Genomic DNA, 22126 nt, shown 5'->3' on the forward strand with positions numbered 1-22126 from the left:
ACAGTGATGTGTCCCTTAAATATAAATCGTAATTATGCGCGAACTTGGCTCATTACTTCTTCAGCGAAGTTTGAAACAACTTTCTCAATTCCTTCTCCAACTTCTAAGCGGATGAATGATTTGATAGTTGATCCGTTGTTTGCAGCATATTTTGCAACAGTTACATCACCATCTTTAACGAATGGTTGTTCTAACATACATACGTCTGCTAAGAATTTACGGATACGTCCTTCAACCATTTTTTCAACGATGTTAGCTGGTTTTCCTTCGTTTAATGCTTCTTGAGTTAAGATTTCACGTTCTTTAGCTACAACTTCTGCAGGAACTTGTTCTACAGTTAAGTATTGAGGGTTGATTGCAGCAGCATGCATAGCAGCATCTTTAGCTACTTCTTCTTTACCTTCAACAACTGTTAAAGCAGCGATACGTCCACCCATGTGTAAGTAAGATCCGAAGAATTCGTTATCTGCTTTTTCAACAACTGTTAAACGACGTAAAGTGATTTTTTCTCCGATTGTTGAAGTTGCTTCAATTAACATTGCATCTACAGTTGTTCCATCAACATTGATTGCTAATGCTTCTTCAACTGTAGCTGGTTTGTTAGCTACTAAGATGTTTCCTAATTTATCTAATAAAGTTAAGAATTGTTCGTTTTTAGCTACGAAGTCAGTTTCAGAGTTTAATTCGAAGATAACTGCTGTGTTTCCTTCGATTGCTACTGAACATAATCCTTCAGCTGCTACACGATCAGATTTTTTAGCTGCTTTAGCGATTCCGCGCTCACGTAACCAATCGATCGCAGCAGACATATCTCCATTTGTTTCAACTAATGCTTTTTTACAGTCCATCATACCTGCACTAGTTTTTTCACGTAATTCTTTAACCATAGCTGCTGTAATTGCCATTATGATTCCTCCTAAAATTTTATTAAAGATTTAGAGTTTGCTTGTAGTTGCATCTTCTTGATAATAACAAAAAAACACAAATATTGCAAGTCATTCCATGTTTCAATGACCTATTTAAACGAATTCAATCTAAAATACTCCCTATCTATTGTAACAGGTTTCTAAAGGGTTTATTCATTTAATTTAAATTTATCAGTTTGACCTTCATCCTGAGCAAGTAAGTTTCAAAAAAAATACCTTTAACTCATAGTGAGAAAAAGGTATTCATTATCAAATTACTCAGCTGCTACTACTGCTTCTTCAGCAACTACTTCTTCAGCAGCTACTTCTTCAGTAGAACCTTGGTTAACTTCGATGATTGCATCAACCATTTTACCAACGATTAAACGTACCGCACGGATAGCGTCATCGTTAGCTGGGATTACGTAATCAACATCTTCAGGATCACAGTTAGTATCAACGATACCGAATACTGGGATGTTTAATTTACGAGCTTCAGCGATTGCAATACGCTCTTTACGAGGATCGATTACGAAGATTGCGCTTGGTAATTCTTTCATATCGCGGATTCCGCCTAAGAATTTATTTAAACGATCCATTTCTTTACGTAATGTGATAACTTCTTTTTTAGGTAATACTTCAAAAGTACCATCTTGCTCCATAGTTTCTAACTCTTCTAAACGAGCGATACGAGCTTGGATTGTTTTGAAGTTAGTTAAAGTTCCACCTAACCAACGTTGGTTAACCCAGAATTGTCCACCACGGATAGCTTCTTCTTTAACAGCTTCTTGAGCTTGTTTTTTAGTTCCTACGAATAAAACACGTCCACCATCTTTAGCTACTTCTTGTAAAGCATAGTATGCTTCATCTAATTTTTTAGCTGTTTTTTGTAAGTCGATGATGTAGATTCCGTTACGATCTGTGTAGATGTATTTTTTCATTTTTGGGTTCCAACGACGAGTTTGGTGTCCGAAGTGTACCCCTGCTTCTAACAATTGCTTCATTGAAATAATAGCCATTGTAGTTCCTCCTAAATTAAAATTTGTTCGGCCGCCACATACTTCTTCACCTATTGCCACTATGATGTCATAGCACTCGACAATTTGCTCCATATGTGTGTGTATTTTTATGCCATGAACTAATTTATCATACTTCGTCTTTTTTTTCAATCGCTTATTTAGTTTTTTTGTCTTTAAATTAAAAAAACTTTCTCTTTGAGAAAGTTTTTGAGGTTATCATCTTCTATTTACCTAATTATAGTATTCTAAATCCGCCTCATCTGCTACACAAATAATACTTTGTAACAAAAATGGTGGAAATGAAAGTTGACTTTGTTTAATACATTTAGGATCAGTCACAACTTTTGCACAACGAATTCCATCTTGCGTCAAAACTAAGACATACTGCCCTTTCTTAATATCTTGCTGCATAATCGCATATGTAAATCTCCCACTATATCCTTTAAATTGTACATCGACAATTGTCACACGCTCATTCGAATAATAATCACTAGTTACGAAGTGATCCTCAATTTCATCCTTGACTTGTTGTTCATCTTGCCTGGAAATTAAAAAGTAAATAAAAAGCCCTACTCCAATAACCAGTATGATGATGATACTAAACAACATTACGGTTTGCACGATATCACCTCGTTACCTTTTTTTGGATTCGTTTATATAAGAATTTTAGCGAATTCAGAAGGCAAAATCAACAATATTATGAGTTTTTTTTCTTAATTTTGACGTTGTTTTACACTTTCACAAAAACACGATTTATTTCGACATTTTTCTACCGATAATTTGACAAATTATGCTCTTTTAGATAATTATTTCACAAAAAAATAAGCTATCTTTTTTGAAAATAGCTTATTTTGTAGAAAAAAGGGATGATTGTGTTGGAGTATCTGATTTAATAACTATTCTAAAACTCAAAGTCTGAATCTTGTAAAGCTTCAACTTTTGTCGTTTTAATATATCCATTTCCTTTCGTTGAGAAGAAATCGTGATTTTTAGTTTCAGTTGAAATTCCATTCATCACGATTGGATTAATGTCTTGTTCTGTTGTTTGAAATAATGGTTCAAAGTTTAAACACTGTAAGGCATAGTTGACATTGTACTGGATATAAACTTTGACTTCTTCTAACATCCCAACCTCTTGATACAATAAGTTAGAATATTCACATTCAATGTCATAAATCTCTTGAATCATCGAATAAGTTTTTGCTTTTAATTCCTCTTGCTTCACCTGATCAAAAGTTTGATAGAGCTCTTGTGCGAAGAAGCCCACCCCTACCGTATGTAATTTTTCATCACGTAAAATCAAATTAATAATTTCACCGCTATTAACCATCTGACCTTGACCCGCTAACCATAACGGTAAGAAAAAGCCACTATAAAAACAAATTCCCTCTAAACAAAGGCAACCAACCATAGACATAAATAACGATTCATCATTTTCAATTGTATAGTAGGTTTTCATAATGTGATCCACTTTTTGTTGCAGTAATTTTGTTTCTTCAACCCATAAAAACAGTTCGTCAATGCGCTCTGTTGTACATAAGGTTTGAAAAATAGTCGAGTACGAGCGCGCATGAATACTTTCAAACCCAGCAAACAGCGCTAAAATACTTTTTACAAAAAGATTTGAAGACTTTTCAGCAATTTTTTGTATGCCCGTTGACTGCTCGGTATCGAGTAATGTTAATCCAGCTAAAATGCGTTCATAAGCTTGTTTGACTTTAGGGTCTAGTGTCTCCCATGTCGATTTATCTTCTGAGACGGGAATTTCTTCTGGTAACCAAAATTGTTCTGTTTGCTTTAAATATAACTCATCATAAAACTGATGATCTGGTGCGTTCCAATTCACCGCTTGATATTGCTTTTTCATGACTCTTCACCCTTACCTTTTAAACTGAACATGTTAAACATTCTTCAAATGCTAAGTTTTTTGTTCGTGTATAATATAAACTCTTTAGCCCTAAATGATGGGCATATAAGTAATAGCGAACTAACTCACGAGTACTTGTATTACTATCGACGTAAAGTGTGGTACTAATTCCTTGATCAATATGAGGTTGAATTTCCGCCACTAACTCGAGTACCTTCATCATATTCATGTGATATGCTGACTTATAAAAGAACAGATTATCTTCCGCTAAGTATGGCATCGGATAATAAGTTGTTGCATTTCCATACGTTCGACGCTCAACTAAGTCAACAATCGGCAAAATACTAGCGGTTGCATTTTGAACGTAACCGATGCTTTGTGTTGGAGCAATCGCTAAGCGATAAGCATGAAACATTCCATTTTGTTTAACAGCTTTTGCTAAAGCTTCCCAGTCTTTCGTTGTTGGAATTTCCATTCCTTTAAAAAGTTCTTTAATTCGATCACTAGTTGGCGTGTAATCTGTTTCTAGATATCGTTTGAAGTAATTTCCATTTGCATATTCAGATTCTTCAAATCCAACAAATGTTTGCCCTTTTTCCTTTGCAATCTGCATACTACGTTCAATCGAGTAATAATTAATCATCATGAAAAAGGTGCGCACAAACTCTTTAGCTAGATCACTCTCATAAGCAATTTTATTTTTTGTTAAAAAACCATGTAAGTTCATGCATCCTAATCCAACCGCATGTAACTCGTCATTTGCTTTATTAATACCAGGCGCATTATGAATATAAGACAATTGACTAACACTCGTTAAAGCATCCATTCCAATATGAACACTTTCACGAATGGACTGCCGCTCCATGACATTTACGATATTAAGTGAGCCTAAATTACAACTAATATCTCGGGCAATGATGTCTTCTTCACCATAATCTGTAATCGTTGAAGTTTCTTGTAATTGAAAGATTTCTGTACAAAGATTAGACATCTTAATTTGACCCATCTCTTTTAAGGCATGAGCCCGATTAGCATTTGACTTAAACACCATGTATGGATAGCCTGATTCAAATTGCATTTTAGCAATATGTGTTAATAATCTTCTTGCATCAATTGTACGTTTTTTAATCGCTTCATTTTTGACTAGCTCATCATACTTCTCATCAAGATCTAAATCATCTAAATGTTGACCGATAGCTTGATAAACCGTATGAGGTGCAAATACATACATCGGTTCGTTTGCTTTTGCTAGTTCAAAGAATTTACTTGGAACGACTAATCCAATCGATAAGGTTTGAATTCGACTTTTTTCATCGGCATTAATTTTTTTAGTATCTAAAAACTCCTCGATATCCCAGTGAAAAATGTTTAAATAGGCCGCTCCTGCACCTGGGCGTTGCCCTAGTTGATTAACGTAGCTAAATGAATCTTCTAATAGCTTCATGACAGGTAACACACCACTGGCCGCATTTTCAATCCCTTTAATGGCTTCATTTCGTCCACGAAGCTTTGATAAATTCAACGCCACGCCTCCTCCAATTTTAGACAACTGCATGGAAGTATTAAGGTTATAAGTAATTGAGTTTAAGGAATCGTCCATTTCAAGTAAAAAACAAGAAACCATTTCTCCACGACGTGCTTTCCCTGCATTTAAAAACGTTGGTGTTGCCGGCTGATAGCGTTGTTCAATCATCGCCTTAGCATATTGCATGGCTTTCTTCGCATCGCCTTGAGCTAAATACAAAGCCACAGCGACAATTCGATCTTCATAATATTCAAGATATTGCTCATGATCATTTGTTTTTAACGCATAATCCTTATAAAACTTAGAAACCGCCATAAACGATTGGAATTTAAATTGATAAGAATAAACCACTTCACTAATTTTTAAAATCTCTTCTAGTTGATACATCTTTAAAAAATCTTCATAATAGTTTTCTCGAATTAACCATTTTAAACGTTCTTCTTCACTTTCAAATCGCTTCATCTTTGCTTCAACTTCTTCAATGAATACTTGCACAGCTTCTCGATCTTTAGCTAACTGGTAAAAACCATCTTTTTTTTGCATTAATTCATTATTTAGCTGAATATAGTTTTGTTTCATATGTCCACCCCTTTAAGAATACCCTTTGAATTAGGTACCTTATGATATCATACCTTTTTCGTCTTTTTCTACTAAAACGACTTGCATGTTTTTAACAACATGGCTACCTATTTTTTATTCAAAAACCTTTTAAAATATTATGTTTTTTAACTCTGTAAACTCGTATGTCCCGTTGTAGTAAGCAGTTATAAGACTACACTCCTTAATCAACAAGAAAAGATATTTTTTACGACTAACCTTTTTATTTTTTACACTTTCATCATTCTCATACCTCATCTAACGTTTCTCATTTAATCAAATGGATTGATTTTTGGATAAATAAAAATGACCTTCATTGAAGGCCATTTTCGTTATTCATCTTCCTTAACCATTTTTGATGTTTCAGTTAATGAAGCAATTAATGCACTAATGTTTTGAATTTCAGATGGAATAATTAATTTAGTTGCTTGACCATCAGCGACTTTCGTTAAAGCATCAAATGATTTTAACGTGATAACTTCTTTTGTCGGACAAGACTCATTTAACATTTGAAGTCCTTTTGCTGTAGCTTCTTGAACTTTTAAAATAGCTTCTGCCTCACCTTCAGCACGACGAATCGCGGCTTCTTTATCCGCCTCAGCTGATAAGATCATCGCTTGTTTATGGGCTTCGGCTTCAAGAATTTGAGATTCTTTTAATCCCTCTGCTTTTAAAATCGCCGATGTTTTTTCTCCTTCAGCTTGTAAAATTTTCTCACGACGCTCACGTTCAGCACGCATTTGTTTTTCCATTGCCGCTTGAATATCTTGTGGTGGCACAATGTTTTTAACTTCTACACGATTAATTTTAATTCCCCAAGGATCTGTTGCCTCATCTAGTACAGCACGCATACGTGTATTAATAATATCACGTGACGTTAATGTTTCATCTAACTCAAGCTCACCAATGATATTACGTAATGTCGTGGCTGTTAAATTTTCAATGGCAGCAAACGGATTACTTACGCCATAAGTAAACAATTTAGGATCTGTAATTTGGAAAAAGACAACCGTATCAATTTGCATCGTGACATTATCTTTTGTAATGACAGGTTGTGGTCTAAAATCAATCACTTGCTCTTTTAATAAGACTTTGTTCGCCACGCGATCCATAATTGGAATTTTCACATGTAATCCAACGTTCCAAGTCGTCGCATAAGCACCAAATCGCTCAATAACATAAGCATTTGCTTGTGGAACAACTTTAATGTTAGCTGATACTAACAAAATAATGATAATAACAACAGCAAGTACAAAAATCATGCTCTCATCTCCTTTTATTTCGTAAAGATTGTGACACCTTCAATGCGTAGAATCGTCACAATATCGTTAACCTTATATGATTGTTGACTTTCAGATATGGCTCGCCAAAATTGACCATTTATTTTGACCTCACCTGCTACATGAGGCTCAATGGCTTTAACAACAATCGCTTCTTTCCCGATTAAATCATCAATATTTGTTTTAATTTGTCCAACTTTTAGTTTTTCAACGGCTATTTTTCGGGTCGTTGCCACTAAGATTAAAGAAACAACCAAAAAGACAAGAAGTTGAACTAAAAACGAATCAATCACAAAAGCAACTAACATCGCCACTAAGGCCCCCATGGCAAACCATATTGAAATAATTCCTAAAGTAAGTGCCTCAACTAGTGCAAACGCAATAGCAACCCCTAACCAGATCCATATCGAAGGAATTCCTGAAACCAGACTCGTTAAACTGACCATTTTCTCCCACTCCATTCTCACTACTTATTGATTATAACAGATTCAGCTTCTATTTAGTATATTCACCTTATATAAATTTTATTATTTTTCCATTTTTCTAGCTCTAGGATGAGCCATGACGTAAGCTTGCTGCAAATGATCCTTTGAAACATGGGTGTAAATTTGGGTACTTGATAAATGCTCGTGCCCTAAAAGTTCTTGAACTGATCGTAAATCGGCCCCATGATTGAGTAAATGGGTGGCAAAAGTATGTCGAATCATGTGTGGAGCTAACTTAATATGTTGGGCTGTTTGCTTCGTTAAACGATTTAAAATATCTCGCACGCCGCGTTCTGTCAAAGGAAGCCCGTAGTGATTCAAAAACAATCGATCCGTTTCAACTTTAGATTTATTTAATAAAGCGGGACGACTCTTTTTTAAATAAGCTTCAATGGATTCTAAAGCAAATGCACCTAATGGAATGTAACGATCTTTCCCGCCTTTACCATGCACAAGAAGCATCCCAGCATCAAGATCTAATTGCTTAAGTGTCAGCCCACAACATTCTGATACGCGAATTCCTGTTGCATATAAAATTTCTAACAATGCGTAATTACGACAACCTAAAACGGTTGTTTGATCAATGCTGTTAAATAAAGCTTCTATCTCTTCTTCATATAAAAACTTAGGTAAGACTTGCCCTCCTTTTGGAGCTTTAATCATAGAAAACGGATTGTTAGAGACTACACCCTCTTTTAATAAAAATTGATAAAATGAACGTAAAGAAGATAATTTACGACTCACTGTACTTCGACTTAATTTTTGTAAATAACACTCATTCAAATAAGCTCTCACTTCACCATATTCTACTTCTAGTGGTTGAATCAATTCTTTTTCACAAAACGATTGCCACTCTTCTAAATCTAATTGATAGCTTAAAATGGTATGCGAAGAATAACGCTTTTCATAGGTTAAATATTCAAAATAGTCATCAAAATAACACTTCAACTCTCATCACTCCCTTTCATTTACAAAGAAAACAGTACACGATGTACTGTTTTCTTTATCTATCAGTTATTATTTAAATGAGGTTCACTTAAATCCCCTCGTTCATTCGACTTTATCACCTGATGATGATTAAATTAATGCTTTACATTCATTAATTTTTTCAATCGCACGAGCTGCATATAAGGCTTTTTTCTCTTTTTTCTTAACACGTCCAGGTAAATCTAAGAATAATCCGAAGTTAGCATTCATCGGTTGGAAACCATCTTGTGATGTATGTGTAATATAATAAGCCATTGATCCCATAGCTGTTTCACGTGGGAATTCAATTAATTCTTCACCTAAAATATATTTTGCCATATTAATTCCCGCTACCATTCCAGATGCAGCTGACTCTACATATCCTTCAACACCTGTTAACTGACCTGCAAAGAATAAGTCATCGCGTGTTTTAAATTGATAAGTTGGACGAAGTAAGACAGGTGAATTAATAAATGAGTTTCGATGCATTACACCATAACGAACAATCTCTGCATTTTCTAATCCAGGAATCATTTGCACGATACGTTTTTGTTCTCCCCATTTTAAATGCGTTTGGAATCCAACTAGGTTATATAAAGTTCCCGCTGCATTATCCTGACGTAACTGAACAACAGCATAAGGCGTTTCCCCAGTTTTCGGATCTTCAAGCCCAACTGGTTTCATTGGTCCAAATAAAACGGTTTGACGTCCACGTTTGGCCATGACTTCAATTGGCATACATCCTTCAAAGAATACTTCTTTTTCAAACTCTTTAACCGGAACAACTTCTGCATTAATTAAAGCCTCATGCCATGCATTAAATTCTTCCTCTGACATTGGACAGTTTAAATAAGCTGCTTCTCCTTTGTCATAGCGAGATTTTAAATAAACTTTATCAAAATTAATTGAATCTTTTTCAATAATTGGAGCAGCTGCATCATAGAAATAAAATGAATGATGTCCTGTCATTTCACGAATATATGCACTTAACGCATCACTCGTTAACGGTCCTGTCGCAACAATAGTTGGTCCTTCAGGAATTTCAGTTAATTCCTCACGAATGACTTCAATATTTGGATGATTTGATAAATACTCTGTAATTTGTCCTGAGAAGCCTTCACGATCGACTGCTAACGCTCCACCTGCAGGAACAGCATTTTCATCAGCTGCCTTCATAATTAAAGAATCTAAAATACGCATTTCTTCTTTTAAAACCCCAACAGCATTTGCCAATCCATCTGCACGAAGTGAATTTGAACAAACAAGTTCTGCAAAGTTTTGTGTGTGATGGGCTGGTGTATTTTTTACGGGTCTCATTTCATATAACTTAACTTGAATGCCACGTTTAGCTAATTGATAGGCTGCTTCTGAACCAGCTAAACCTGCTCCAATAACATTTACAAATTTCATTTTACTTGCCTCCTAAGTTGTGAATTAACACCTCATTACAACTGAGAATTATATCATAAAATCTCACTTGTGCTAAAAAAAATTATCATAACTCCTCTATCATCAACAAAAATTAAATCGTAATCTGAAAAATTTTATCATTTCTTAAAAGATTTTTCTATCAGTGGATTTCTCAGTTTCAAACACATATAGTAAAAACCACCTCTAATAGGTGGTTTTTACTATTCTTCTTTATAGTCGCACTCTTTATTCGGACATTGAACTTCGTTTTTCTTTCCTTTAACAACTAATAAACTATCACATTTTGGACATTTTTTATCAATTGGTTTATGCCAAAGTGCATAGTCACAACCTGGATACTGATTACATCCATAAAAGACTTTTCCACGTCTTGTTTTTTTCTCAACAATTTCACCGGATTCACACTTTGGACATTTAACACCCGTTGAAATAGGAGCGGCCTCTTCTTTTGCCTCTTTTTTAATATATTTACACGTTGGATATCCACTACAAGCGATAAACTCACCATAACGGCCACGTCGAACAACCAGCGGGCTTCCACACTCTGGACATTCCTCTCCAATTTCGACTGGAGCAATCTTTTCCATGTTCTTTTGTGCGTTCTCAAGCATTGGCATGAAGTGATCATAAAACCCTTTTAATTCATCATACCAAACTTTTTGACCTTTAGAAATTTCATCTAAATTATTTTCCATTTCAGCCGTGTACTCGACGTTAATAAACTCTGAGAAAAATTCGGCTAATTTGTCACTCGTCAAAATTCCTTGATCAGTTGGCTTAAATTTTTTATCTTCTAACGTCACGTACCCACGATTTTTTAAAGTTTCCATCGTTTGAGCATATGTTGAAGGACGACCAATCCCTAACTCTTCCATTTCTTTAATCAACTTCGCTTCACTATAACGTGCGGGTGGTTGAGTAAAGTGTTGTTGAGGATCGACATCAACTAAAGCTAACGTATCCCCTTCTGTTAATCGAGGAAGTGCCGCATTTTTAGTTTCTTCATAACTATAGACACGCAAGTAACCATCAAAGACTAAAATTTGTCCATTCACACGGAATAAATAATCATTTGAACGAACTTCAATCGTCGTCGCTTCAACCGTCGCACTCTTCATAAGACTTGCCACGGCACGCTCCCAAATTAATTTATATAGACGAAGTTCGTCTCGTTTTAAATAAGGTTTCATATCTTCTGGTGTTCGTGTGACAGATGATGGACGAATCGCTTCGTGAGCCTCTTGAGCATTCTTAACTTTTTTCGTATTCGTTGCACCTGTTTTTACATAATTTGCACCGTATGTTTGCTTAATGAACGATTTTGTCGCATCAACAAAGTTATCTGCTAAACGCGTTGAATCGGTACGCATATAAGTAATTAATCCGACCGTCTCCGATCCTATATTAATTCCTTCATACAGTTTTTGAGCAATCGTCATCGTCTTTTTCGCATTATATCCTAACTTACTCGCAGCTTCTTGTTGAAGAGTTGACGTAATAAATGGTAACTTCGGTTGCTTTGATTTATTCTTTTTCTCAACTTTTTCAACAACATACGGATCGCTTAACTCAGATAAAATGGCCTTAACTTCTTCTTCATTAGCAATAGCAATCTTTTTGTTTGCCTTTTTGACAAGCTCTGCTTCAATTTTGGCACTTTCACGCTCAAACATCGCATGAATTGACCAATATTCTTTGCTTTCAAATTTTTGAATTTCTTTTTCTCGTTCAACAATTAATTTTAAAGCAACAGATTGAACACGTCCTGCACTTTTACTTTTTATTTTACTTTGTAATAATTTACTTAGTTTAAATCCAATAATACGATCTAAAATACGACGACTTTCTTGAGAACGAACTAAGTCCATATCAATGGCACGTGGATGCTTAAACGCTTCAAGAATCGCATCTTTTGTAATCTCATTAAAAACCACACGACGATTTAAATTAACATCTAAACCTAACACATCAGCTAAATGCCAACTAATTGCTTCTCCTTCACGATCGGGGTCGGTTGCCAGATAAACAGCTTCTGCATTTTTAGATGCTTGCTTTAACTCTTTAATGACCTTTGACTTTCCAGTCACATTTTTATAATTCGGTTTGAAATGGTCTTCAACGTCCACTCCTAATCCACCTGGACCCGTTGTTGCTAAATCACGAATATGACCGACACTTGAAAGAACCGTGTAGTCAGATCCTAAGTAATTTTCAATGGTTTTAGCTTTGGCAGGCGACTCTACAATTACTAAATTTTTCCCCATGTCTACCACCTTTTCTATCTCAATAATTAATGAATAACCAATCTCACCAAACGTTTGATTATTCTTTAACTCGTTATTCTTAAATGATTTAATTGAAATTTTTTTACAACCAATCCAAATAAAACACAAAAAATATTACTTGTTTCTTTGCTACTTGTCAACAATTTCGTTATAAATTCCCATTAAACCATGAACTATTTCTACATTTTTTGAACTTTTATGATTAAACTTATTTTTCTTATTTTCACTTCTAATTTTTTAGTCTGAACTGTTTTTATCGATTTATCCATTTCTTTTAAGAATAAATTTGAAGTGACTGACATCGGTATCATAAAAGTAACTGAAGTTCAATGATATATTGTCCTCCTTTATTTAAGATCCTCAAATAAAAAAGTCTATTTTAAGCGAACGTTAAAATAGACTAATCTTTAATATTTTTAATCATGTACCCACTCTAAGGCATCTAGTACTTCTTCATGATGTGTTAAACAGTAAGCCCCCTTTTTAATTAATGCTAAACTACCTGCTGAATGAATCGAGTTATACTCGGCAGGTAGCGTATAAATGACTTTTCCCTCCTCTACTAATTGTTCAACTAACTTTAAGCGCTTATCATCTTTTACCGACTCTATAACGACCATTACCTCACTCAGTTCTTGCATCAGTTGATGAGCACGATAAAACTGGGGAGCACTTGGATAAACAAAAGGTGGATATTCGCTCAACACCAAATGATTTTGTGCAATTTGTTTATATAAATCAAAGTTTTCACTCGGATAAATATGTAAAAAACCAGAGGATAAAATAGCGATTGTTTTTCCTTGCCTGACTGATAACAGATGTGCAATGGCATCAATTCCGAGTTGTAAATTTCCTACGACGACAACATCTGATGAAGCTAATTCACCAATGATGGACTGACACGATTTTATTCCATACACAGAGGGTCTTCGATTTCCCATGACTCCTATCTTTTTCTTCTTTAAAAGAGCTAAATCACCTTGATAATACAACACAAACGGTGGCTGTTGCATCTCTTTTAAACTCTTTGGATAATCTTCATCTAATATCGTTAATGTTTGAGTTGTTCTAAGCTTTTCCAAAGCCTCCTTGACTTGTCTATCAGTTATTTGTTTTAACTGGATATCTTGTGTTAATACCTCATACATCTTGAACCAGTTTCCATTTTTCATGACGCTGAGTGTAATGAGTCGATCTCTTAAATCCATATTTATCACCTAACTTACTATACGAATGTTTTATTCATTTTCTTTTCGTCATTTCAAAAAACTTAGATTCAGAGTTTTTTTCTTTTTCGTTAAGACTTTGTTTAAAAAAACTAATTTAATAAACTAAGGATTAAGACTTGAATAAATTGTAAAAAATGGATTAAGATATGTAATAGAAGATAAAGGGGGATAAAAATGAAGCGATTAATGATGGTTTTGATGTTAACTTTATTAGCTCTTGTCGGTTGTAAACAATCTAATCCTATGACTGAGCTACTAAATTACAAAGGCTCTTACATTGGTGACAATGCTGCGGTTGGTCATATTATTGAAAGATTGCCAGCTCATGAGTATTTAGATGGTTTTGAATTACAAACGAGCCAAGAACCGTATGGTATTACAATCAATTATAAAAATTTCGACGAAGCAACGATTGAGTTAGAAGATGGCTCAACATCAAAAGTTTCCTTAAACGAGATCTTACAAAGCAACTCAATGATGATCTTATCGCTTGTGAAAAATGCAGAAATTGTAAGTTTCAATATTGAAAATCAGGAAACTATAACTTTTGATCGAGCAACATTATCGAAAACCTATGGCAATACGTTAGATAGTATCTCGGAAGATCTATCATCTTTGCAAAATTTTATAAAATCTTATGCTCATAAATAATGCTAAAAAGATGTTCACACTTGAACATCTTTTTTTATCGCTTTAATTAATCTTTATCTAAAACATAGAATTGACTCATTTAAATTTAATTTTTAAACAACAAAAAAAGAGATCACAAAAAGGTAATCTCTTTTAAAACTTTGAACGAATAGGTTCAAACGATTTACGATGTTCTGAAATAATTCCATGAGTTTCAATCGCCTGTAAATGTTCCTTAGTTCCATACCCAACATGACGCTCAAATCCGTAAGCTGGATATTTTTGTCCTAAGTGTTTCATATAGGCGTCACGCGTCACTTTAGCGATAATACTTGCTGCTGCAATAGATACACTTTTTGAATCACCTTTAATAATTGGAGTTTGAGGAATATCAACACTTGGTAAGGTCATAGCGTCTAATAATAAATGTTGAGGTTTAGGATCTAAATGAGCCACCGCACGCTCCATTGCTACTTTCGTTGCCTCATAAATATTTAATCGATCAATTTCCTCACTCGTGCAAATGCCAACTCCAATACTGATGGCATGTTTTTTAATTTCTTCATAAAAGTAAAGACGTTTAGCTTCGGATAACTTTTTAGAATCATCAATACCAAATAGCCAACAATCAGCAGGTAAAATAACCGCTGCTGCAATGACAGGCCCGGCTAATGGTCCACGTCCTACTTCGTCAATCCCAGCGATGAGTTCAACCCCACTGTAGCGTAGTTCATTTTCATAAATTGACATAGTGATAAACTTTTGAAATTCATCATATTCTTTTTGAATTTTATTTTCATACTGCTTGACTAGTTTTTGAACACTTGAACGTTCGTCCTGTTTGAGTTGTTCAACAAATGATTCATCAACAACGTCTTGCTGTAGTATTTTTTTTATTTGATCTACTGTATATTTTTCCATTATTGAGCAGCTCACCTTTCTAAGATAAAAAGCGATAACTTATTTATTCTATCAATGTTTTTTCTATTCGTCAACTTCATGTAAGTTATGTCTTATTTTGTTGAGAAAACGAGTTTCTTGCAAATTTGCACTTGTTTATTTTAACATCATTCTATAAGGGATTCTAGTTAAATTTTACTATTTTTTTCAGAAAATAAGGTTAACTTTCACATTATGAACAGATTTTGAAGTGATTAATCATTTCTTCTTAAACTTTTAACAAAAAACGGCTAATAAAAAAGGAATCAATGAGTAGTTTCACTGATTCCTTTTTTATTAGGTTAGTTTTCTTCTACTGGTGGCAAAAGATCACTCGGTGTTTCAAATGATAAACGACCTAATTTAACACTGCGTATTTCACGAAGTAAAATTTCGTACACTTTATCATAATCTACATAGCCACCTGATTGTAAAAATCCTCGCTTTTGCCCAATCTCATCAAGAACAGCCACTTTATCTTCAAATTGACCACTTAAATGATAACGTTCAATTAAGCGATCAGGATAATGCTTAATTAAATAATCTAAAGCATATAAAATGATATCATCTAAGTGCAAGATCGTATCTTTAATCGCACCTGTGACTGCAAGATTATAACCGACACGTTTTTCTTCAAACTTCGGCCATAAAACACCCGGTGTATCTAATAGTTCTAGCTCTTTTTCAACTTTAATCCACTGTTGTGCTTTTGTTACACCTGGGCGATCTCCGGTTTGAGCTGCCTTACGTTTAGCTAAATTATTAGTTAACGTTGATTTCCCAACATTAGGAATACCTAAAATCATGGCACGAATTGGACGTGGACGTAATCCCTTAGCTTTTTCTTTTTCAAATTTAGCTTTTAAAATTTCTTTTGAGGCTTCTGTAATTTGCTTAATCGCATTCTGATGTAAAGCATCAATCGTAATAACTGGCTGCCCTTTTTGTTTAAAATAATTTAACCACTGTTGGGTTACATTAGGATCTGCAATATCCGCTTTATTTAAAATAATTAATTTGGGCTTATGCTTAATGATTTCATTCATCATTGGATTACTTGATGAGTATGGAATACGTGCATCTAATAATTCATAAACAATATCGACTAATTGTAATTTTTCTTGAATTTGACGACGGGCTTTTGCCATATGCCCTGGAAACCATTGTACTGTCATCTTGTCACTCCTAGCTGTATGTTCACCTATCATTAGGTTCCTACATTTTTAAAACTTTCATACGACTGTTTTAGTTAATACGGCCAAAACTTGATAAAGGCCATTGAATCCATGTCGCTTTTCCTAAAATTTGATCTTTACTAATCAACCCAATATGACGGCTATCCTTACTGCGGGGACGATTGTCTCCAAGCACAAGATAATATCCCTCTGGAATCGTATTACATGGATCAAACTGACAAATTTCTTGCAAAGTAAAATCCCAAGTAAATTCACCACTATATGAAACTAATTGTTTCCCTTCATCCAGATACGGTTCTTCTACCGCTACCCCATCAATATAAAGTTGATCTTGCTCATAAGAAATCGTTTGTCCTGGTACACCAATGACACGTTTTACATAGTAAACGTCTGGTGAATATTCAAAAACAATCACATCAAACGGCTGAGGTTCGTACCCTAATTCCCATAAAATAACTGAATCTCCATCATGTAACGTCGGATACATCGATGGTCCATCAACTTTTACTGGCGTGAACACATACTTATGAATCAGCGTAACAATGATGAAAATAACAACAAATGTTTTCACCCAGTCAAAAATTTCACTAAATACTTTTTTCATTCCCTTCACTCCACCATTATTTTTTCAGTTAAGCACTTTTCTCAAATAAAAATTACCCTTTATTATTTGCGAAAGCAAGTGCAAACATACAGTTTACTGTTAATTTTACCATAAAGTTGAAGTATTTCATAAAAAAAGATGCCCTAAAACTAAGTTTTTAGGGCATCTTGGTTGCAATTGAGGTAATTGTTTTAAAAAATTAAAATTATCGACGCTCTTTGATACGAGCAGCTTTAGCTGATAAGCTACGGATGTAGTTAAGTTTCGCACGGCGAACTTTACCACGACGAGTAACTTCGATTTTTTCGATGATTGGTGTGTGTAATGGGAATGTACGTTCAACTCCACATCCGAAAGAAATCTTACGAACTGTGAAAGTTCCGCTAATTCCGTTACCATTTTGACGTTTTAATACTAAACCTTCGAATACCTGAACGCGCTCACGGTTACCCTCTTTGATACGAACGTGTACACGTACGTTATCTCCAGCACGGAATTCTGGTAAATCAGTTTTTAAGTATGATTGTGTTAATTCATTGATTAATTGTTGACTCATTAATCTCACGCTCCTTCATTACGCAAGTTCATTAAATTAGTGAACTAATTCAGCGGAACTTGGGGTAGTGCTCTTTGGCACGTTTGAAATCATATCATAATCAGATCGTTAATTCAATCATTTTTTATAATTATTCATATTTTTTTGTATTTTAGATTGACTTTTTTTATAATACTATTTAATTTTTTCCTTACTTGTATAACTTTGTTTAAAAAAGAGGCTATTTTTTACCATTAGCCTCTTTCCTTATTATTCTTTTTTGAATGTCTCAATGATTGTCTTTTCCGCCTCTGTTAGTTCGCGATTTTCTAATAAATCAGGGCGACGTGTATACGTACGATAAAGTGACTGTTCATGACGCCATTTTTCAATTTCTTTATGATTTCCTGATGTTAAAACTGAAGGAACCGTCATGCCTCTAAAATCAACTGGCCTTGTATATTGTGGAAACTCTAATAATCCAGTTGAAAACGAGTCATTTTCATGCGATTCTTGCTTCCCTAACACATCAGGTAGTAAACGAACAACCGCATCTGTCATGACCATTGCTGCCAATTCGCCTCCTGTAAGGACGTAATCACCTAATGACAATTCATCGGTCACTAAATGCTCACGAATTCGTTCATCAAATCCTTCGTAGTGACCGCAAATAAAAATTAAGTGTTCCTCTTTAGCTAGTTCTTCCGCTTTAGCTTGTGTGAATCTTTCTCCTTGTGGGCACATTAAAATAATACGTGGCTTTGACATCGTATTTTGACAAACTGACTCTACCGCATCAAAAATAGGTTGTGGGGCAAGTAGCATTCCCGCTCCACCACCATAAGGATAATCGTCTACTTTTTTATGTTTGTTCGTTGAAAAATCACGGAAGTTAACCGTATTTAACTGCACCGCTCCTCGTTCTTGAGCGCGTTTTAAGATCGAATCATTAAAAACACCAGAGAACATTTCTGGAAATAATGTTAACACATCTATTTTCATTATAATAACCCTTCTAACACTTGAATTGTTACTTGTTTTGCTTCAATATCAACAGCTTTTACCACGTCTTCAATGTAAGGAATGAGTGCATCTTTTTGTCCAGGACGTTTAACGACCCAAACGTCATTCGCTCCTGTTTCTAAAATTTCCGTGATTTCTCCGATTTCTTCACCATCTGTTGTCACAACTTTACATCCGATGATCTCAAAGTAATAAAATTCATTTTCATCTAATTCATCTAATTCATCAGCCGAAACTAATAACGCGCATCCTTTATATTTTTCAACATCATTGATTGAGTTTAAATGTTTGAATTTTAATAAATCGGCTCCTTTGTGAACGCGATGAGTCGCTACAACAACCTCAATATGCTCACCATTAAAATCGATGACTAATTGACTTCCCTTTTTAAAACGATCTTCTTTAAAATCACTATTTGAAACGACTTTCACTTCACCTTGTAAGGCATGAGTGTTGACGATTTTTCCAACTTGTAAAAAATCCATAAGTTTGAACCTCCTATTTTCGAGTGGCACTTCTCTTTATAGGAAAGATGCAGTGGCAACTCAAGTACTCTCTTTATTATGGTAATATTATAACACATTACCACCATACTATAATACAAATATCTACACCTATCGCCATGACGCTCTCATGAACGATTTACTTCGTATCCTATCAGTTTTTTATTATACTTAAATGTCTTTTTTTATACAATAGACCTGAATTATTCATGATCATTCAAACAAAGCTGTGGATAGACTAAATTTTAGCCTAAACCACAGCTTTTTATCGTTTTGATCTTAAATTTGGGTAAATTAATACTCCAACTCCCTAAAAAAGGGTAGACTCCCCCCTTGGTGATGTGTTTCTCTAAAAAATATTTCGTTTTCAAAGAACGAATCCACTCATTTACTCTAACTGAATCAACTGGATCGTTTTTAAACAGTGATGAAAAATTTCTTTGTAGGGATAATGACTACAGAGTTTGAACACGATTCTTCGTGATTGTTTCACTCGTTTTGCAGCGATTTTAATAAGTTTAGTGCGTAAGGTTTCAATCTGCATCTTAGAAAACTCATGAGGTAACGTTAATCGTCTGAATCCGTTGATGAGATTGTAGGCTAACACCACGAGTTGAATTCGGTTGACATTAGTCATCCAGTATTTATGACTCACTTTATCCATTCTAAATCCATTTTTACACTCTTTGATATAGTTTTCCATCGTCCCACGTTTAGCGTATAGGCTAACAACCATCTCTGGTCTTGTTTCCATGTTCGTCACTAAAAATAAATAATCGGGAATGAGTTCACCTGCTTTTCGTCTCACTTGAACAATGACACGTCTTGGGTGATTCCAACTCTTTGCCTGATAGTCAAACTCCCCATAGAATTGTTGAGAATATTGAAGCGAACACTCTTCGAAAAAAACATCCGTTACTTCTTTAGCTAAACGATAGAGAGTGGCATTTGCCTTTAAACGGATCACATAGTTTGTGTTTAACGTTTCGCATAACTTATAAAGTTCTTTATGAGCAAATCCACTATCTCCGCGAACGAGTCGATAGCTCGATGGAAACTCCTTTTGATAGCGTGATAATAAGGGACCAATAAAAGAAACGATATTCCTTGAAGTATAGACATTCCCCGCACGAAGCTCAACTTTTAAACAGTCTCCAGTCATTCCATCAAAAACCATGAGGGGATGAAACCCTTGGGCTTGATAATGAGCATTAAAGGCATTCCCATATTGATGACCATAGGTCTGAAAATGAGTGGAATCCACATCAAAAATAAAATGATTAGGAGCTTCGACTTGATAAAATTGCGAAAGGAGTTTTTGATTGATGAGTTCAAATTGCTTACTTGTTTCCTGCGTCAATCGATGAGTAAAACGAGATAAAGTTGGTTGAGAAGCTAACGAGGGCTTATCAAGCAAAGTTGTCAATAAAGGTTCAACTCGTAATTCATCCGCATCATCAGCGCAGTGGTAACCGGCAATCGTTTGAAAGATTTGTTGAAGACAAAGCTCATGATTTGTATGAGTTCGAATCGCTTGATCAGTTTCTAAATGAAAATGTTGTTTCAATAGTTCTGGAAACTTCACGTGATGCATAAATTCTTGGATTAATAAAAGTCCTGCATCCGACGTTAAATCTCCACCTTTAAAATTAAACTATTAATGTGCAAAACTACTTCCAATTAATTTCCAGTTATAAAATACCAATGCAAAAAGAAAAAACATTAACTCAAATCCTTGTATAATTAAGTCTCGCACAACCAATTAACAAGGAGGAATTGAGTTAATGTTCATGGAAGGTATTATATCAGATTCTCATTCAATTTTCAAATTTTTAAAAGGGCTAGACTTAGACTTATTTCTATCGAAACCACAGTTTAAGCATCTTAACCATTTCCTAAATTTGATGATTAGTGAAACTTATACGGGCAAAATCTCTGCCGTTAAGCATTGTCATCGGACAACTTTTGGACGATTTTTAAATGATAGTTCCTGGGATGATGAGATGATTTCTAATCAAATTCAATCCCATCTTCTATCTTGCATTTACAATCGTTCACATCAAACAGGAAAACCTATTTACGTATTAGTAGATGATACAACATGTGTTAAAACTAAGCCCTCGTCACAGGCGACTTATCCTATTCAAGGATGTGGTTGGCACTACTCTCATCTTCATCATCAATACGTCTATGGCCATCAATTTGTTACCCTGATGCTTCAATGTGATGACGTCACCTTACCGTATCAAATCATTCCGTATGAGAAAGATAAACAGAGTAAAATTGAACTCGTTAAGGAGATTCTCACCACTTTACCTAAACCGCCTCATAAAGGATACATCCTAGCTGATAGTTGGTATACTTGTGAAACCTTATTCCAAATCGCTAATCAATTAGGCTTTTATTACTTAGGAGGAATCAAAACCAATCGAATCATTCTTCCGAAAGGCTATCGTCCGAAAGGGATTCAACTTAAATCATTTGCGAACACCTTATCCCTCAAAGATCTCGACTTAGTCACAGTTGGATCAGAGACCTATTATACTTATACATATGAGGGTCGAGTGAGAGGTGGCCATGTCGTCAAAATCATTTTGAGTTGGCCACAAAAGGCTCCACTTGAAGAAAAAGCCTTACGTTGTTTTATGAGTCATGATTTAAAATTGTCTGCTAAACAAATTCTTAAGCACTACACGAAACGTTGGCCCATTGAAATATTCTTTCGTGAAACGAAACAAAACTTTGGATTGGCTCGTTACCAAGTTCGAACATTAAAAGGGATTAAACGTTTGATGTTAATGATTCAATTCGTTTACCTGTATCTAAAGCGTGTAACTAAGACAGGGGATTGTATTGGCGAGAGTTTACGCGAATGCCAACGAAAACAAAAACAGGAATTAGTTAAGTTCATTTACATCAAAGCGCAAACCGGAGTAGGTTTAAATACCATTTTTGAAGAATTGAAAATTGCATAGAATCAGTGTATTTTCACCGCATGGAAAATTTTTCTTAAAAACTGCACGTTAATAGATTAAATTTAATCTTTTTATTGAAATGAAGTTGGTCTTGATGTATCATAAAAAAGTAATCTCTCCTTAAATATGTTT

General features: G+C 34.7%; 20 protein-coding genes. 2 read left to right on the forward strand and 18 right to left on the reverse strand.

The window, feature by feature from the left end; genetic code table 11:
- Positions 1-32: 32 nt before the first annotated feature.
- From tsf to JRC48_RS05005, 11 genes are all read right to left on the reverse strand, one after another.
- Complete coding sequence (gene tsf / locus JRC48_RS04955; protein ID WP_235070752.1) at positions 33-905, reverse strand: translation elongation factor Ts; 873 nt, start codon at positions 903-905, stop codon at positions 33-35.
- Between the two features lie 275 nt (positions 906-1180).
- Complete coding sequence (rpsB, locus tag JRC48_RS04960; RefSeq protein WP_235070753.1) at positions 1181-1924, reverse strand: 30S ribosomal protein S2; 744 nt, start codon at positions 1922-1924, stop codon at positions 1181-1183.
- 231 nt (positions 1925-2155) lie between these two features.
- Positions 2156-2545: a hypothetical protein gene (locus JRC48_RS04965; protein WP_235070754.1), complete on the reverse strand. Its 390-nt coding sequence runs from the start codon at positions 2543-2545 to the stop codon at positions 2156-2158.
- A 280-nt stretch (positions 2546-2825) separates the two neighbouring features.
- Positions 2826-3791 (reverse strand): class 1b ribonucleoside-diphosphate reductase subunit beta, encoded by a 966-nt coding sequence (gene nrdF / locus JRC48_RS04970; protein WP_235070755.1) that lies wholly within the window; start codon positions 3789-3791, stop codon positions 2826-2828.
- A 19-nt stretch (positions 3792-3810) separates the two neighbouring features.
- Complete coding sequence (nrdE, locus tag JRC48_RS04975; protein WP_235070756.1) at positions 3811-5895, reverse strand: class 1b ribonucleoside-diphosphate reductase subunit alpha; 2085 nt, start codon at positions 5893-5895, stop codon at positions 3811-3813.
- Between the two features lie 350 nt (positions 5896-6245).
- Positions 6246-7175 (reverse strand): SPFH domain-containing protein, encoded by a 930-nt coding sequence (locus JRC48_RS04980; protein WP_235070757.1) that lies wholly within the window; start codon positions 7173-7175, stop codon positions 6246-6248.
- Between the two features lie 14 nt (positions 7176-7189).
- Entirely contained in the window at positions 7190-7639 is a 450-nt protein-coding gene (locus tag JRC48_RS04985; RefSeq protein ID WP_235070758.1) for an NfeD family protein, read from the reverse strand.
- A gap of 81 nt (positions 7640-7720) precedes the next feature.
- Positions 7721-8626: a tyrosine recombinase XerC gene (xerC, locus tag JRC48_RS04990; protein WP_235070759.1), complete on the reverse strand. Its 906-nt coding sequence runs from the start codon at positions 8624-8626 to the stop codon at positions 7721-7723.
- 129 nt (positions 8627-8755) lie between these two features.
- Positions 8756-10054 carry an FADH(2)-oxidizing methylenetetrahydrofolate--tRNA-(uracil(54)-C(5))-methyltransferase TrmFO gene (gene trmFO, locus JRC48_RS04995; RefSeq protein ID WP_235070760.1) on the reverse strand — a complete coding sequence of 433 codons (1299 nt, stop codon included), beginning with the start codon at positions 10052-10054 and terminating at the stop codon, positions 8756-8758.
- A 221-nt stretch (positions 10055-10275) separates the two neighbouring features.
- Entirely contained in the window at positions 10276-12339 is a 2064-nt protein-coding gene (gene topA / locus JRC48_RS05000; RefSeq protein ID WP_235070761.1) for a type I DNA topoisomerase, read from the reverse strand.
- A gap of 437 nt (positions 12340-12776) precedes the next feature.
- On the reverse strand, positions 12777-13568 hold the full coding sequence (locus JRC48_RS05005; protein ID WP_235070762.1) for a DNA-processing protein DprA: 792 nt from the start codon (positions 13566-13568) through the stop codon (positions 12777-12779).
- A gap of 195 nt (positions 13569-13763) precedes the next feature.
- Here JRC48_RS05005 and JRC48_RS05010 point away from each other — a divergent pair, with 195 nt between their 5' ends.
- Positions 13764-14240: a DUF4825 domain-containing protein gene (locus JRC48_RS05010; protein ID WP_235070763.1), complete on the forward strand. Its 477-nt coding sequence runs from the start codon at positions 13764-13766 to the stop codon at positions 14238-14240.
- A 132-nt stretch (positions 14241-14372) separates the two neighbouring features.
- Here the strand turns inward: JRC48_RS05010 and JRC48_RS05015 are convergent, their stop codons facing one another.
- The 7 genes from JRC48_RS05015 to JRC48_RS05045 all read right to left on the reverse strand — a co-directional run bounded on the left by JRC48_RS05015 (position 14373) and on the right by JRC48_RS05045 (position 20613).
- Positions 14373-15140 carry a ribonuclease HII gene (locus tag JRC48_RS05015; protein ID WP_235070764.1) on the reverse strand — a complete coding sequence of 256 codons (768 nt, stop codon included), beginning with the start codon at positions 15138-15140 and terminating at the stop codon, positions 14373-14375.
- Between the two features lie 320 nt (positions 15141-15460).
- Positions 15461-16333, reverse strand: coding sequence for a ribosome biogenesis GTPase YlqF (gene ylqF / locus JRC48_RS05020; RefSeq protein ID WP_235070765.1), 873 nt, complete (start codon positions 16331-16333; stop codon positions 15461-15463).
- Between the two features lie 70 nt (positions 16334-16403).
- Entirely contained in the window at positions 16404-16958 is a 555-nt protein-coding gene (gene lepB, locus JRC48_RS05025) for a signal peptidase I (RefSeq protein ID WP_235070766.1), read from the reverse strand.
- 205 nt (positions 16959-17163) lie between these two features.
- Positions 17164-17514 (reverse strand): 50S ribosomal protein L19, encoded by a 351-nt coding sequence (gene rplS / locus JRC48_RS05030; RefSeq protein WP_055241480.1) that lies wholly within the window; start codon positions 17512-17514, stop codon positions 17164-17166.
- A gap of 249 nt (positions 17515-17763) precedes the next feature.
- A complete protein-coding gene (trmD, locus tag JRC48_RS05035; RefSeq protein WP_235070767.1) occupies positions 17764-18495 on the reverse strand; it encodes a tRNA (guanosine(37)-N1)-methyltransferase TrmD in 732 nt (243 codons plus the stop codon).
- A complete protein-coding gene (rimM, locus tag JRC48_RS05040) occupies positions 18495-19001 on the reverse strand; it encodes a ribosome maturation factor RimM (RefSeq protein WP_235070768.1) in 507 nt (168 codons plus the stop codon). The genes trmD and rimM overlap by 1 nt, the downstream gene beginning before the upstream one ends.
- 406 nt (positions 19002-19407) lie before the next feature.
- Positions 19408-20613 carry an IS1380 family transposase gene (locus tag JRC48_RS05045; RefSeq protein ID WP_235070769.1) on the reverse strand — a complete coding sequence of 402 codons (1206 nt, stop codon included), beginning with the start codon at positions 20611-20613 and terminating at the stop codon, positions 19408-19410.
- Positions 20614-20803: 190 nt separating this feature from the next.
- On the opposite strand from JRC48_RS05045, the gene JRC48_RS05050 reads away from it, so the two are divergent.
- Positions 20804-21994 carry a transposase gene (locus JRC48_RS05050; RefSeq protein WP_235070770.1) on the forward strand — a complete coding sequence of 397 codons (1191 nt, stop codon included), beginning with the start codon at positions 20804-20806 and terminating at the stop codon, positions 21992-21994.
- Positions 21995-22126: the final 132 nt, after the last annotated feature.

It is taken from the genome of Turicibacter sp. TJ11, assembly GCF_021497505.1.
Classification (GTDB): domain Bacteria; phylum Bacillota_I; class Bacilli_A; order MOL361; family Turicibacteraceae; genus Turicibacter.